The sequence below is a fragment of the Aureimonas sp. AU4 genome (assembly GCF_001463765.1).
Taxonomy (GTDB): domain Bacteria; phylum Pseudomonadota; class Alphaproteobacteria; order Rhizobiales; family Rhizobiaceae; genus Aureimonas.
The window spans coordinates 131,608-144,880 of record NZ_BBWK01000006.1 but is presented as its reverse complement, the minus strand read 5'-3'; the positions used below and the strand labels follow the sequence as shown (position 1 = coordinate 144,880).

Sequence of the window (13,273 nt, the reverse complement as noted above, 5' to 3'; positions counted from 1 at the left end):
GCGGGAGCCGTCGCGCCAATCGCCGGACGCCAGCTTCTGATGGATGACCGGCCCATGCTCGTTCCCTTCCTGATCATGCTGCGCGAGGGCCTCGAGGCCGCGCTGGTCGTCGGCATCGTGGCCAGCTACCTCGCGCGCACGGGCCGCGCGGCCTGGATGCCGGCGGTCTGGATCGGCATCTTCCTGGCCGCCGCCGTGTCGCTCTTCGCGGGCGCGGCGCTGCAACTGGCGAGCGCTGAGTTTCCGCAGGCGACGCAGGAACTCTTCGAGGCGCTGGTCGGCTTCGTGGCGGTCGCGATCCTCACCTCCATGGTGCTCTGGATGCGCCGCGCGGCGCGCTCGATCGGGCACGAGCTGCGCTCCTCGATCGACGCCGCGCTCGCCCGCTCGGGCACGCCGAGCCTCGCCCTGATCGGCCTCGTCTTCTTCGCCGTGGCGCGCGAGGGACTGGAATCGGTCTTCTTCCTGCTTGCCGTCTTCCAGCAGAGCCCGGGCGCCGGCGGCCCCCTCGGCGCGCTTCTCGGCATCCTCGTCTCGGCAGGCGTCGGCTACGCGCTGTATCGCGGCGGTATCCGGCTCGACCTGTCGCGCTTCTTTCGCTGGAGCGGGGTGTTCATCCTGTTCGTGGCCGCCGGCATTCTCGCCGGGTCCCTGCGCCACCTGCACGAGGCCGGCGTCTGGAACGGGCTCCAGCGCGTCGTCGTCGACCTGACCGCCCTGCTTCCGACCGACGGCGTCGCGGGCTCGGTCCTGTCGGGGCTGCTCGGCTATCAGGCCGATCCGACGCTCGGCGAGGTCGCGCTCTACGCCGGTTATCTCGCCGCCACGCTCTGGCTGTTCCTGCGCCCCGCGACGCCGGCCCGTCCGGCGGGCCGCACGGCGGCGGGGGCGCTGTCGTGACCGCGCCCGCCGGCACCGCGGCGCCGCCGCGTGGCCTCCTCCTCTGGGGCGTCGCGGGGGCCGCGCTCCTGATGGCGACGGGAGCCGGGGTCTTCGCCTTCGCCTCGATGCATGCCGCTCCGAACGCCGCCGGGGATGGCGCGATCACCGTGACGCTGCGCGATGGCGCCTGCGAGCCGAACGCGATCACCGTTCCGGCGGGGCGCTCGACGTTCCGCGTCGTGAACCGGACCGACCGCGTCGTGGAATGGGAAATCCTGGACGGCGTGATGGTGGTCGAGGAACGCGAGAACATCGCGCCCGGCCTGTCGCAGACGCTCTCGGCCAACCTGCGCGAGGGCACCTTCTCGATCACCTGCGGACTCCTGTCGAACCCGCGCGGGCAACTCGTCGTCACGCCCTCCTCCGCTCCCGGCACGGCGAGCGAGCCGGCGCTGACCGCCTTTATCGGGCCGCTCGCCGAGTATCAGGTCTTTCTGGCCATGCAGGGCGCCAAGATCCAGTCGGGCGCCGAGGCGCTCGACCGCGCCATCCAGGCTGGCGACCTCGACAAGGCACGCGCGCTCTATGCCGCCGCGCGGGAGCCCTACCTGCGGGCCGAGCCCGTCGCCGCGCGCTTCGCCGACCTTCGCGACGCGCTCGACCCGTCCGCCGCCTATCTGGCGGGCCGCGAGGCCGACCCCGCCTTCACCGGCTACCACCGGATCGAGTACGGCCTCTTCCACGACGCGAGCCTCGACGGCCTCGCACCGGTCTCGGCCAGGCTCGCGGCGGATGCCGCCGCCCTGTCGAACCGGCTGCGCACGGCGCGCCTTGCGCCGGACGAGATGGCGCAGGGCGCCGTGCGGACCCTTCGCGCGCTGGCCGACACGCGCCTCGTGGAGGGCTCGCGCAGCTACAGCGGCGGCGATCTCGCCGAGATCGATGCGGAGCTGACCGGCGTGCGCAAGGTCGCGACGCTCCTGAGACCGGTGGCCGAGGCGAGCGCGCCGGCCGCCTTGGCCAGAATCGACGCGCCGCAGGCCGCGCTCGACGCCGACCTCGCCTCGCTGAAGACAGCGGCCGGCTACCCGGCCTTCGACACGGTGGACGCCGAACGGCGGGCGCGTCTGGCCCGTGAGGTCCGCACGCTGGCGGATGCGCTCGACGGCCTGAATGCCAGGCTCGGCCTTTCGGAGGGCGGCGCATGACGAGCCGGACGAACGGCCCCGTCACCAACCGCCGCCGCCTGCTTCTGGGTGCGGCCGGCGGCGCGGCGGCCGCGACGCTGGCGGGCGTCTCGCGCGCGGCCGAGGGACGTCCCGGCCAGGTCGCGGATGCCCCGCGCTCGGACCAGGCGCACGAGATCGTCCCCTTCCACGGGGAGCACCAGGCCGGCATCGTCACGCCCCGGCCCGCCGCCGGCATGGTGGTCGCCTTCGATACGCTGGCGCAGACGCCCGAGGATACCGAGCGCCTGTTCCGCACGCTGACGGAGCGCTTCCGCTTCCTGACGACGGGCGGCCCCGTGCCCGAGCTCGACCCGAAGCTGCCGCCCGCCGACAGCGGCATTCTGGGCCCCGTGGTCTCCCCCGACAACCTGACGCTGACGCTCTCGCTCGGCCACAGCTTCTTCGCCGGCCGCCCGTGGGCCGAGGGACTGGCGCCGGCCCGGCTCCAGCGGATGGCGAAGTTCCGCAACGATGCGCTCAACCCCGAGCTCTGCCACGGCGACCTGTCGATCCAGATCTGCGCCAACACGGCGGACGCCACGATCTACGCGCTGCGCGACCTCCTCAAGGCGCTGCCCGACCTCCTCGTGATCCGCTGGAAGCAGGAGGGCACGGTTCCGATCCTGCCGCCGAAAGCCGACGGCTCCACGGAGAGCGCGCGCAACTTCCTGGGCTTTCGCGACGGCTCGGCCAATCCGGATTCCCGCGTTTCCACTGAAATGGACCGGATCGTCTGGGTGGGCGCGGACGATGCGGACGAGCCCGCCTGGGCGCACGGCGGCAGCTATCAGGCCGTGCGCATCATCCGCAACTTCGTGGAGCGCTGGGACCGCACGCCGCTCGGCGAGCAGGAGCGCATCATCGGCCGTCGCAAGGCATCGGGCGCACCCTTCGACGGGCGGCAAGAGAGCGACGTTCCGGACTACGCGAGCGACCCGGACGGCGCGGTCACCCCGCTCGACGCCCATATCCGCCTCGCCAACGCGCGCACGCCGGGATCGGAAAAGAGCCTCATGCTGCGCCGGCCCTTCAACTACTCCAACGGCGTGACGAAGAACGGGCAGCTCGACCAGGGCCTTCTCTTCGTCAGCTACCAGGCCGATCTGGAGCGCAGCTTCATCGCCGTCCAGCGCCGCCTCGATGGCGAGCCGCTGGAGGAATACGTGAAGCCCGTCGGCGGCGGCTACTTCTTCACCCTACCGGGCGTGCGCGACGGGGCCGACTTCCTCGGCCGCCCTCTGCTTGCGGCCGCCAGCCTCATCCCCTCCTGACCGTTCCACCGGAGCCGACCATGACGATCCGAACCTCAAGCGCCGCAGTTCTTTCGCTGCTCCTGGCGGGTCCCGCGCTCGCGGCCGTGTCGCCGCTCGACATCGTCCGACCGGTCGCCGAGTACAAGATCTACGTGTCCGAGAAGACCGAGAAGCTCGTCGCCGACACCAAGAGCTTCACGGACGCGGTGAAGGCGGGCGACGTCGAGCGCGCCAAGGCGCTCTTTGCGCCGACGCGCATGAGCTGGGAGGCGATCGAGCCGATCGCCGAGCTCTTCAGCGACCTCGACGCCTCGGTGGACTCGCGCGCCGACGACCACGAGCTCGCCGAGAAGGACCCCGCCTTCACCGGCTTCCACAAGATCGAGCACGGGCTCTTCGCGGAAGGCACGACCGACGGGCTCGGCCCCGTCGCCGACAAGCTGATGACGGACATCGAGGATCTGCGCGCGCGCATCGAGGAGATGGCGCTGCCGCCCGAGAAGGTGATCGGCGGCGCGGCCGTCCTCATGGAGGAGGTCGCGGCCACCAAGATCTCCGGCGAGGAGGACCGCTACAGCGGCACCGACCTGTGGGACTTCAAGGCCAACACCGACGGCTCGCGCAAGATCTTCGACCTCGTGCGCCCGCTGATCGAGACCGAGGACTCCGCCTTCGTCCGGAAGGTCGACGCCAGCTTCACGACCGTCGACACGACGCTCGCCAAGTACCGCAAGGGCGAGGGCTACGCCCATTATTCCGAGCTGACCGACGCCGACCGGCGCGTGCTCGCCGCCAACGTCAACACGCTGGCCGAGGACCTTTCGACGCTGCGCGGCAAGCTGGGGCTCGACTGAGCGAACTGCGTACTCGCCGCATCTTGACGGAGGCGGCGGGTCGGCAAAGGATCGGCTCCTCAACCGGTGATCGGCATCCGCCACACGCCGGCCGGAATCTCGGCGCCCCATCGGGCGCCATCACCGCGACGACGAAAACGCCGCGCGGTCCCCAGGGAGGAACGACCATGTACCAGCAAGCCATCGACCAGGTGTCGCAGCGGGTCCTGATCCGCGACCGCTACGACAACTTCATCGGCGGGAAATGGGTCGCGCCCGTGGACGGGCGCACCTTCGACAACCCGAGCCCGGTGACCGGCAAGATCCTCTGCCACGTCGCCCGCTCGTCCGCCGCCGACATCGAGCTGGCGCTCGACGCCGCCCACAAGGCCAAGGACGCCTGGGGCCGCACCTCGCCGGCCGAGCGATCCAAGATGCTGCTCCGCATCGCCGATAAGCTGGAGGAGAACCTCGACCTCCTCGCCATGGTGGAGACGCTCGACAACGGCAAGCCGATCCGCGAGACGACCCATGCCGACATGCCGCTCGCGGTCGACCACTTCCGCTATTTCGCGGGCGCCCTTCGCGCGCAAGAGGGCTCGATCAGCGAGATCGACCACGACACGGTCGCCTACCACTTCCATGAGCCGCTCGGCGTCGTCGGCCAGATCATCCCCTGGAACTTCCCGCTGCTCATGGCCGTGTGGAAGCTCGCGCCGGCGCTCGCGGCCGGCAACTGCGTGGTGCTCAAGCCCGCCGAGCAGACGCCGCTCTCGATCCTCGTCTTCGCCGAGCTCATCGCCGACATCCTGCCAGCGGGCGTCCTCAACATCGTGAACGGCTTCGGCCTCGAGGCCGGCAAGCCGCTGGCGCAGTCCAAGCGCATCGCCAAGATCGCCTTCACCGGCGAGACGACCACCGGCCGTCTCATCATGCAGTACGCCTCCGAGAACCTCATCCCGGTGACGCTGGAGCTGGGCGGCAAGTCGCCCAACGTCTTCTTCGCCGACGTGATGGACCGCGACGACGAGTTCCTCGACAAGGCGCTGGAAGGCTTCGCCATGTTCGCCCTCAACCAGGGCGAGGTCTGCACCTGCCCCAGCCGCGCGCTGGTGCACGAGTCGATCTACGACCGCTTCATGGAGAAGGCGGTGGCCCGCGTGAAGGCGATCAAGCAGGGCCACCCGCTCGATCCCACCACGATGATCGGCGCCCAGGCCTCGTCCGAGCAGCTGGAGAAGATTCTCTCCTACTTCGACATCGGACGTCAGGAAGGGGCCGAGGTCCTGACCGGCGGCCACCGCGCCAAGATGGAGGGTGAGCTCGAGGGCGGCTACTACGTCGAGCCGACCATCTTCGCGGGTCACAACAAGATGCGCGTCTTCCAGGAGGAGATCTTCGGGCCGGTCGTCTCGGTGACGAAGTTCAAGGACGACGCGGACGCGCTCGCGATCGCCAACGACACGCTCTACGGCCTCGGCGCGGGCGTGTGGACGCGCGACGGAACGCGGGCCTACCGCTTCGGCCGCGGGATCCAGGCGGGCCGCGTCTGGACCAACTGCTACCACGCCTACCCCGCCCACGCGGCCTTCGGCGGCTACAAGCAGTCCGGCATCGGGCGCGAGACGCACAAGATGATGCTCGACCACTACCAGCAGACCAAGAACATGCTGGTGAGCTACTCGCCCAAGGCCCTCGGCTTCTTCTGATCCGACCCCCGGGGGCAGCGCGCCGGCGCGCCGCCCTCCCCCATCCGAAGGAGCGGCCCCATGAACAAGGTGACGGCGACCCCCGAGGCGATGGCGTTCCTCGCCGAGATCGTCGCGGACCACGGTCCGGTCCTGTTCCATCAGTCCGGCGGCTGCTGCGACGGCTCCTCGCCCATGTGCTACCCGCGCGGCGAGTTCCGCATCGGCGAGAGCGACGTGCTTCTCGGCACGCTTCCCGACGGCACGCCGGTCTATATCGGCGGCGCGCAATACGAGGCGTGGCGCCATACCGACCTCATCATCGACGTGGTGCCGGGGCGCGGCGGCATGTTCTCGCTCGACAACGGGCGCGAGCGCCGCTTCCTGACGCGCTCGACGGTCTGCGCCGTGCCGGCCTGACGCCGTCTACGGTCGAAACACCAGTTCCATTCGGTCCGCGGGAAAACGCGTGCGCATGGCCTGGACCGGGCGATCCCCGGGATCGACGTCCACGGCGGTCGACACGAGGACGAGGCTGTCGGCAGGCGCGGCCAGATGCTCGGCGTCCGCCGGATGGACGCGCTCGGCCGTGATGCGCGTCTCGCGGCGGCGATAGTCGGCCAACCCTTCCAGCTTCAGCGCCTCGGTGATCGAGCCGGTCTCGGCATAGGAGCGCACGATGCCGGGAAAGCGCGCCGCCGGAAAGAAGCAGGTCGAGACCGACAGCGGCAGACCGCTCGCCACGTGCAGCGTCTCCAGGCGATGGAGGGGCGCGCCCGTCTCGCATTCGAGAAGTCCGGCGACCGCCGCGTCGGCGCGCGCGGCACTCGCTCGGATCAGGTGCCCGACCGGGCGACGGCCGGTCGCGGCTAGGTTCTCGGAAAAGCGCGTGCGCGCGCCCACGGGATAGCTGATGCGCGGCGCCGGGGCGTTGACGAACGTGCCGCGCCCCCGCTCGGCCCGCACCAGTCCCTCGGCGGCGAGCGCCTGGATCGCACGGCGCACCGTGTGCCGGTTGACCCCGTATTCCTCGGCCAGATCCATTTCCGGCGCCAGCCGCTCGCCGACCGATCCGTCCGCGATGCCGGCCCGGATGCGGTCGGCCACACGACGCCAGCGCGTCACCCCGTCGTCATCCGCGTTCACGCCAGTCTCGCCTCTTCACCCGATATCGTCATCGTCTCGTCACGAGAGATGCGCTATACCGAACATATCAGATCGTATGTCTATACAAATAGACAAATCGACGAGGGTCCGCAAGATGGCTGAACCGATCGAAGCCGCAGAACAGGCCGGCCGCCGCCGGGCCGCCTCCGCCTTCGCGCTGGCGCCGGCCGGCCTGCTCGCACAGCGCTACGAGGCGCTGGGCACGATACCCGAAGCCGTGCCCGTTCGCGGTCCCGAGGTGGGGCTCGTCATGCTGCGCGGCCGGGCCGGGGGCGGCGGCGCGGCCTTCAACCTCGGGGAAGCCAGCGTGGCGCGCGCCTCGGTGCGCCTGGCGAGCGGCGAGATCGGCCATGCCATGATCCTCGGCCGCGACGGCGCGAAGGCCCGCATGGCCGCCCACCTCGACGCGCTCTGGCAGAACCCGGACTGGCGCGATCGGGTCGAGCGCGAGGTCGTCGTGCCCGCCCTGGCCGCCGATAGCGACGCGCTCCGCGAGCGAGCCGAGGAAACGGCCGCGACGCGCGTCGACTTCTTCACCCTGGCACGCGGCGAGGACTGATCATGAACCAGGCGAGCCTTGCGGCCGGCGCCGTCGCCGGCGGCTTCCACGATCCGGTCCACGACGCGCAGCGGGTCTTCCGCGCGGTCATGGACGCCTTCGCGCGCCCGGGCACCGTCGCCGAACTTGGCGGCCTCGTCTCGGCACCGCCTGCCGTCGAGCCGGCGGCGGCGGCGCTGCTGGCGACGCTCGCCGATGCCGACGCGGCGGTCTGTCTGGAGGAGCGCGACGAGGCGGCAGCTGCGTGGATCGCCTTCCAGACCGACGCGCCGGTCGTCGTCGACCCGGCAGACGCCGTCTTCGCGCTGCTGGCGCGCGGCAGCGACCCGGCCGGCTGGATGCGGTTTCCCATCGGCACGGACAGCTATCCCGACCGCTCCGCGACGCTGATCCTACCCGTCGCGGCGCTGGAAGGCGGTCCCGTGCTTCGCCTCGAAGGCCCGGGCATCGAGACGAGCCGCTCGCTCGCTCCGCTCGGCCTGCCCGAGGGCTTCCTCGCGGCCCGGCAAGCCAACGCGGCGCTCTTCCCGCGTGGACATGATCACGTGCTGGTCGCGGGCACACGGCTTGCGGCGTTGCCGCGCACCACCCGCATCACGGAGGCCTGAGCATGTATGTAGCCGTGAAGGGCGGCGAGGCCGCCATCCGCAACGCGCACCGCCTGCTCGCCGACCGGCGGCGCGGCGACCGCGACCTGCCCGCTCTCACGATCGAGCAGATCGCATCACAGCTTGCGCTCGGTGTCGACCGCGTCATGGCGGAGGGTTCGCTCTACGATCCCGAACTCGCCGCGCTCGCCGTGCGCCAGTCGCGCGGCGACCTGATCGAGGCGATCTTCCTGATCCGCGCCTTCCGCACGACGCTGCCGCGCTTCCGGGCGGCCGAGCCGCTGGATACGGGCGCGATGCATATCGAGCGGCGCGTCTCGGCGACCTACAAGGACCTGCCGGGCGGCCAGCTTCTCGGCCCCACCTTCGACTATACGCACCGCCTGCTCGACCCCTCGCTGGCGGGCGATGCGAGCGTGCCCGAACCCGAGCGCCGCGCGGCGGAGAGCCTCCCGCGCACGCCGCGTGTCACCGACATTCTCGGCAACGAGGGTCTGATCGAGCCCGACGGCGACCGCACCGACGAACCCGGCGACATCACGCGCGATCCGCTCGACTTCCCGGCGAACCGGGACCTTCGGCTCCAGGCGCTGGCGCGCGGCGACGAGGGCTTTCTTCTCGCGCTCGGCTATTCCACGCAGCGCGGCTACGGCCGCACCCATCCCTTCGTCGGCGAGATCCGCATCGGCCTCGTCGACGTCGAGGTCGACCTGCCCGAGTTCGGCTTTCCCGTCACGATCGGCCGCGTCCGCGTCACGGAATGCCAGATGGTGGCGCAGTTCGTCGGCACGGGCGACGAGCCGGCGCGCTTCACGCGCGGCTACGGGCTCGTCTTCGGCCAGTCGGAGCGCAAGGCCATGGCGATGAGCCTCGTGGACCGGGCGCTTCGGGCCGACGAGTTCGGCGAGGAACGCCGCTCGCCCGCGCAGGACGAGGAGTTCGTGCTGGAGCATTGCGACAACGTCGCCGCCACCGGCTTCGTCGAGCACCTGAAGCTGCCGCACTACGTCGACTTCCAGGCCGAGCTCGACCTCCTGCGGACCATCAACTCCGAGCGCGAAGCATCTCGTGAGCGCGAAGCCTCTCCCGGGCGGGAGCGCGACATGTCCAGCCAGGAGGCCGCCGAGTGAGCGCCGCCCTTCCCACTGTCAACTTCGCCTATCTCGACGAGACGACCAAGCGCATGATCCGGCGCGCCATCCTGAAGGGCATCGCGATCCCCGGCTACCAGGTGCCCTTCTCCAGCCGCGAGATGCCCATGCCCTACGGCTGGGGCACGGGCGGCGTGCAGGTGACGGCCGCCATCATCGGGCGAAACGACACGCTGAAGGTCATCGACCAGGGCGCCGACGACACCACCAACGCGGTCTCGATCCGCTCCTTCTTCCGGACCGTGGCCGGCGTCGCGACGACGACCCGAACGGGCGAGGCGACGATCATCCAGACGCGCCACCGCATTCCGGAGGCGCCGCTCGCAGCCGGCCAGATCCTCGTCTACCAGGTGCCGATTCCCGAGCCGCTGCGCTTCCTGGAGCCGCGCGAGACCGAGACGCGCACGCTCCACGCGCTGGAGGAGTACGGGCTCATGCACGTGAAGCTCTACGAGGACATCGCACGCCACGGCCATATCGCGACGACCTACGCCTACCCCGTGAAGGTGGAGGGCCGCTACGTGATGGACCCCTCGCCCATCCCGAAGTTCGACAATCCGAAGATGGACATGTCGCCCGCGCTCCAGCTCTTCGGCGCGGGCCGCGAGAAGCGCATCTACGCTCTGCCGCCCCATACGCGGGTGCGAAGCCTCGACTTCGAGGACCATCCCTTCAGCGTCCAGCGCTTCTCGCAGCCCTGCGCGCTCTGCGGCTCGCGCGGGGTCTATCTCGACGAGGTCGTCACCGACGACCGGGGCGGGCGCATGTTCGTCTGCTCCGACACCGATCATTGCGAAACGCAGCGCGCAGCCGACGCCGCGCTCGGGGAGGCCGCGGAATGAGCGACGAGACCCCTCTCCTCACGGTTCGATCCCTGGAAAAGCGCTACGGCGCGCGGATCGGCTGCACCGACGTCTCCTTCGACCTTTGGCCGGGCGAGGTTCTCGCCATCGTGGGCGAGTCCGGCTCCGGCAAGACGACGCTGCTCCATTGCCTTTCGGCCCGGCTGGAGCCCACCGCCGGCACGGTGCGCTACCGGATGCGCGACGGCGAGACGCGCGACCTCGCCACCCTCACCGAGGCCGAGCGCCGCTTCCTGATGCGCACGGACTGGGGCTTCGTCCACCAGAACCCGGCCGATGGCCTGCGCATGCGCGTTTCGGCCGGCGCCAATGTCGGCGAGCGCCTGATGGCGGTGGGCGAGCGGCACTACGGGCGCCTGCGGGAGGCGGCCGGCGACTGGCTGGGCCGCGTCGAGATCGACGCCGGCCGCATCGACGACCGGCCGACGGAGTTCTCGGGCGGCATGCGCCAGCGCCTCCAGATCGCGCGCAACCTCGTCACCCATCCGCGCCTCGTCTTCATGGACGAGCCGACCGGCGGCCTCGACGTGTCGGTCCAGGCGCGCGTCCTCGACCTCCTGCGCGGCCTCGTCGCCGATCTCGGCCTGTCGGTCGTCATCGTGACGCACGACCTCGCGGTCGCCCGCCTCCTGTCGCAGCGCATGATCGTGATGCGCGGCGGCGAGATCGTGGAGGAGGGTCTTACGGACCGCGTCCTCGACGATCCGCACCATCCCTACACCCAGCTCCTCGTCGCCTCGATCCCGGAATCCTGACGATGCCCCCTGCTCTCTCCCCGATCGACACGACTCTGCTTGCGGTCGCCGGCGTCGCCAAGTCCTTCACCATGCACCTTCGCGGCGGGCTGAGGCTGCCGGTGGTGCGGGACGTCGCCTTTTCGCTACGAGCCGGCGAGTGCGTCGTCCTCGGCGGTCCGTCGGGCGTCGGCAAGTCGTCGATCCTGCGCATGGTCTACGGCAACTACGCGGTGGACGAGGGTTCGATCCTCGTCCGGGACGCCACGACGGGCGCGATGGAGGACCTTGGCGCGGGCGACCCGCGCACGGTCCTGCGCCTGCGCGAGCGCTCGATCGGCTATGTCAGCCAGTTCCTGCGCGCGGTGCCCCGAGCCTCCGCGCTGGAGGTGGTGGCCGACCCGCTGGTGCGGCTCGGGGTCGGGCGCGACGAGGCACGGGCGCGGGCCGCTGCGATGCTGACGCGGCTGAACCTTCCGACCGCCCTCTTCGACCTGCCGCCCGCCACCTTCTCGGGCGGCGAGAAGCAGCGCGTCAACATCGCGCGCGGCTTCCTGACCGACCACCCGATCCTGCTTCTCGACGAGCCGACCGCCTCGCTCGACAGCACCAACCGCGACGTCGTGGTGGCGATGATCCGCGAGAAGCTGGCGCGGGGCGTCGCGATCCTCGGCATCTTCCACGACGAGCCGGTGCGCGCGGCCGTCGCGACCCGCATCCTCGACGTCTCCCGCTTCTCCGCAAGGCTGGCTGCATGAGCCCCAAGCTCTCCGAACACACGCCCCGCATCCACCCGACTGCGGAGGTCGAGCGCTCGACGCTCGGACGCTACACCGAGGTCGAGGCCGGCTCGTCGCTCTCCGAAACGGTTCTCGGCGACTACTCCTACGTCATGCAGGACTGCCGCATCTGGGCGACCCGCATCGGCAAGTTCGCCAACATCGCGGCCAGCGTGCGCATCAACGCGACCGACCACCCGATGGACCGCGCGACGCTGCACCACTTCACCTACCGCGCGGGCGACTATTTCGAGGGCGCGAGCGACGAGGCCGACTTCTTCGCCGCCCGCCGCGCCAACGCCGTCACGATCGGCCACGACACTTGGATCGGCCACGGGGCGACGATCCTGGCCGGCATCGCCGTCGGCAACGGCGCGGTGATCGGCGCGGGCGCCGTGGTGACCCGCGACGTCGCCGCCTACGCGGTGGTCGGCGGCGTGCCGGCCCGCCTGATCCGCCAGCGCTTCGCGGACGGCCTCGGCGCGCGGATGGACGCGCTGGCCTGGTGGGACTGGCCGCACGACCGGCTCTTCGCCGCGCTGGCCGACTTCCGGCAACTCGATGCGGCAGCGTTCCTCGATCGATACGAGGCTGTCACGCAAGCTTCACCCAACCGTCACGGCCAGCCCACGGCGACATGACACTGTCGCCGAAACCGATGGAGCGAACCGCATGACCGCGATCTCCGTATCCCGACTGTCCAAGCGCTTCGGCACCACGCAAGCCCTGTCCGACGTTTCGTTGAGCATCGGAACCGGCGAGATGGTGGCGCTGATCGGCGCGTCCGGCTCGGGCAAGTCGACCCTCATCCGGCACCTCGCCGGGCTCGAGACCGGCGAGGGCGACGCCTCGCGGGTCGAGATCTTCGGCACGCTGGCGCAGGCGGCGGGACGCGTGGCGCCTGGCGCGCGGAAGGTGCGCGGCGACGTGTCGGTGATCTTCCAGCAGTTCAACCTCGTCTCGCGCCTGTCGGTGCTGACCAACGTCCTGATCGGAACGCTCGGCCGCATCCCGCGCTGGCGCGGCACGCTCGGCCTGTTCCGGTGGCTGGAAAGGCAGGAGGCGCACACGGCCCTTGCCCGCGTCGGCATCGGCCAGACCGGCGCGCAGCGCGCCTCGACGCTGTCGGGCGGCCAGCAGCAGCGCGCCGCGATCGCCCGCACGCTCGTGCAGCGGGCGCGCATTCTCCTTGCCGACGAGCCCATCGCCTCGCTCGACCCGGCCTCGGCGCGGCGCGTGATGGACGTCCTGTCGGACGTCAACCGCGCGGACGGCATCACGGTCCTCGTCTCGCTGCATCAGGTCGAGTACGCGCGGCGCTACTTCGCACGCACCATCGCCATGCGCGACGGGCGCATCGTCTTCGACGGCCCCTCGGCCGCCCTGACCAACGACTTCCTGTCCGAGCTCTACGGCTCGGCCTCGGAGGAACTCGTCCTGCCGGACGCCCCGGCAGCAGACGAAGCCGACCGGCGGGAGCCGGCGCGCCAGCCTAGAAAAGCGGCCCTCGAAGCCGTCTGAACCAAC

Annotated in this window: 15 protein-coding genes; 14 read left to right on the top strand and 1 reads right to left on the bottom strand. The window is 70.8% G+C overall.

Annotated features, from left to right (window positions below; genetic code table 11):
• Nucleotides 1–54 precede the first annotated feature (54 nt).
• The 6 genes from efeU to AUL35_RS03215 all read left to right on the top strand — a co-directional run bounded on the left by efeU (nucleotide 55) and on the right by AUL35_RS03215 (nucleotide 6,305).
• Nucleotides 55–900: an iron uptake transporter permease EfeU gene (efeU, locus tag AUL35_RS03240; RefSeq protein WP_062011947.1), complete on the top strand. Its 846-nt coding sequence runs from the start codon at nucleotides 55–57 to the stop codon at nucleotides 898–900.
• Nucleotides 897–2,090 carry an iron uptake system protein EfeO gene (efeO, locus tag AUL35_RS03235; RefSeq protein ID WP_062011945.1) on the top strand — a complete coding sequence of 398 codons (1,194 nt, stop codon included), beginning with the start codon at nucleotides 897–899 and terminating at the stop codon, nucleotides 2,088–2,090. The genes efeU and efeO (AUL35_RS03235) overlap by 4 nt, the downstream gene beginning before the upstream one ends.
• A complete protein-coding gene (efeB, locus tag AUL35_RS03230; RefSeq protein ID WP_062011943.1) occupies nucleotides 2,087–3,382 on the top strand; it encodes an iron uptake transporter deferrochelatase/peroxidase subunit in 1,296 nt (431 codons plus the stop codon). The genes efeO (AUL35_RS03235) and efeB overlap by 4 nt, the downstream gene beginning before the upstream one ends.
• Before the next feature lie 20 nt (nucleotides 3,383–3,402).
• The gene (gene efeO / locus AUL35_RS03225; protein ID WP_062011941.1) at nucleotides 3,403–4,218 is read left to right on the top strand and encodes an iron uptake system protein EfeO; all 816 of its coding nucleotides are present in this window, start codon (nucleotides 3,403–3,405) and stop codon (nucleotides 4,216–4,218) included.
• A 167-nt stretch (nucleotides 4,219–4,385) separates the two neighbouring features.
• Entirely contained in the window at nucleotides 4,386–5,906 is a 1,521-nt protein-coding gene (gene adh / locus AUL35_RS03220; protein ID WP_062011939.1) for an aldehyde dehydrogenase, read from the top strand.
• 60 nt (nucleotides 5,907–5,966) lie between these two features.
• A complete protein-coding gene (locus AUL35_RS03215) occupies nucleotides 5,967–6,305 on the top strand; it encodes a DUF779 domain-containing protein (protein WP_062011936.1) in 339 nt (112 codons plus the stop codon).
• A 6-nt stretch (nucleotides 6,306–6,311) separates the two neighbouring features.
• Here AUL35_RS03215 and phnF read toward each other — a convergent pair whose 3' ends face one another.
• Nucleotides 6,312–7,031, bottom strand: a complete 720-nt coding sequence (gene phnF, locus AUL35_RS03210) for a phosphonate metabolism transcriptional regulator PhnF (RefSeq protein WP_062011935.1) — start codon at nucleotides 7,029–7,031, stop codon at nucleotides 6,312–6,314.
• Between the two features lie 115 nt (nucleotides 7,032–7,146).
• Here phnF and phnG point away from each other — a divergent pair, with 115 nt between their 5' ends.
• From phnG to phnC, 8 genes are read left to right on the top strand one after another with little or no spacing between them, the layout of a single operon-like run.
• Nucleotides 7,147–7,611 carry a phosphonate C-P lyase system protein PhnG gene (gene phnG / locus AUL35_RS03205; RefSeq protein WP_062011933.1) on the top strand — a complete coding sequence of 155 codons (465 nt, stop codon included), beginning with the start codon at nucleotides 7,147–7,149 and terminating at the stop codon, nucleotides 7,609–7,611.
• A gap of 2 nt (nucleotides 7,612–7,613) precedes the next feature.
• Nucleotides 7,614–8,219, top strand: coding sequence for a phosphonate C-P lyase system protein PhnH (gene phnH, locus AUL35_RS03200; RefSeq protein ID WP_062011931.1), 606 nt, complete (start codon nucleotides 7,614–7,616; stop codon nucleotides 8,217–8,219).
• A 2-nt stretch (nucleotides 8,220–8,221) separates the two neighbouring features.
• Nucleotides 8,222–9,349, top strand: a complete 1,128-nt coding sequence (locus AUL35_RS03195) for a carbon-phosphorus lyase complex subunit PhnI (protein WP_062011929.1) — start codon at nucleotides 8,222–8,224, stop codon at nucleotides 9,347–9,349.
• On the top strand, nucleotides 9,346–10,212 hold the full coding sequence (locus tag AUL35_RS03190) for an alpha-D-ribose 1-methylphosphonate 5-phosphate C-P-lyase PhnJ (RefSeq protein ID WP_082666069.1): 867 nt from the start codon (nucleotides 9,346–9,348) through the stop codon (nucleotides 10,210–10,212). The genes AUL35_RS03195 and AUL35_RS03190 overlap by 4 nt, the downstream gene beginning before the upstream one ends.
• Nucleotides 10,209–10,988 carry a phosphonate C-P lyase system protein PhnK gene (phnK, locus tag AUL35_RS03185; RefSeq protein ID WP_062011927.1) on the top strand — a complete coding sequence of 260 codons (780 nt, stop codon included), beginning with the start codon at nucleotides 10,209–10,211 and terminating at the stop codon, nucleotides 10,986–10,988. The genes AUL35_RS03190 and phnK overlap by 4 nt, the downstream gene beginning before the upstream one ends.
• A gap of 2 nt (nucleotides 10,989–10,990) precedes the next feature.
• A complete protein-coding gene (gene phnL / locus AUL35_RS03180) occupies nucleotides 10,991–11,725 on the top strand; it encodes a phosphonate C-P lyase system protein PhnL (protein ID WP_062011925.1) in 735 nt (244 codons plus the stop codon).
• Nucleotides 11,722–12,387 carry a DapH/DapD/GlmU-related protein gene (locus tag AUL35_RS03175; protein WP_062011922.1) on the top strand — a complete coding sequence of 222 codons (666 nt, stop codon included), beginning with the start codon at nucleotides 11,722–11,724 and terminating at the stop codon, nucleotides 12,385–12,387. The genes phnL and AUL35_RS03175 overlap by 4 nt, the downstream gene beginning before the upstream one ends.
• Before the next feature lie 31 nt (nucleotides 12,388–12,418).
• Nucleotides 12,419–13,267: a phosphonate ABC transporter ATP-binding protein gene (gene phnC / locus AUL35_RS03170; protein ID WP_062011920.1), complete on the top strand. Its 849-nt coding sequence runs from the start codon at nucleotides 12,419–12,421 to the stop codon at nucleotides 13,265–13,267.
• Nucleotides 13,268–13,273 lie beyond the last annotated feature (6 nt).

What these genes read in the sequence shown, in the direction of transcription:
- adh (WP_062011939.1), top strand. Translation starts at nt 4,386, where the DNA reads ATGTACCAGCAAGCCATCGACCAGGTGTCGCAGCGGGTCCTGATCCGC.
- phnK (WP_062011927.1), top strand. Translation starts at nt 10,209, where the DNA reads ATGAGCGACGAGACCCCTCTCCTCACGGTTCGATCCCTGGAAAAGCGC.
- phnL (WP_062011925.1), top strand. Translation starts at nt 10,991, where the DNA reads ATGCCCCCTGCTCTCTCCCCGATCGACACGACTCTGCTTGCGGTCGCC.
- efeU (WP_062011947.1), top strand. Translation starts at nt 55, where the DNA reads ATGCTCGTTCCCTTCCTGATCATGCTGCGCGAGGGCCTCGAGGCCGCG.
- AUL35_RS03215 (WP_062011936.1), top strand. Translation starts at nt 5,967, where the DNA reads ATGAACAAGGTGACGGCGACCCCCGAGGCGATGGCGTTCCTCGCCGAG.
- AUL35_RS03195 (WP_062011929.1), top strand. Translation starts at nt 8,222, where the DNA reads ATGTATGTAGCCGTGAAGGGCGGCGAGGCCGCCATCCGCAACGCGCAC.
- AUL35_RS03175 (WP_062011922.1), top strand. Translation starts at nt 11,722, where the DNA reads ATGAGCCCCAAGCTCTCCGAACACACGCCCCGCATCCACCCGACTGCG.
- efeB (WP_062011943.1), top strand. Translation starts at nt 2,087, where the DNA reads ATGACGAGCCGGACGAACGGCCCCGTCACCAACCGCCGCCGCCTGCTT.
- phnC (WP_062011920.1), top strand. Translation starts at nt 12,419, where the DNA reads ATGACCGCGATCTCCGTATCCCGACTGTCCAAGCGCTTCGGCACCACG.
- efeO (WP_062011941.1), top strand. Translation starts at nt 3,403, where the DNA reads ATGACGATCCGAACCTCAAGCGCCGCAGTTCTTTCGCTGCTCCTGGCG.
- phnG (WP_062011933.1), top strand. Translation starts at nt 7,147, where the DNA reads ATGGCTGAACCGATCGAAGCCGCAGAACAGGCCGGCCGCCGCCGGGCC.
- phnH (WP_062011931.1), top strand. Translation starts at nt 7,614, where the DNA reads ATGAACCAGGCGAGCCTTGCGGCCGGCGCCGTCGCCGGCGGCTTCCAC.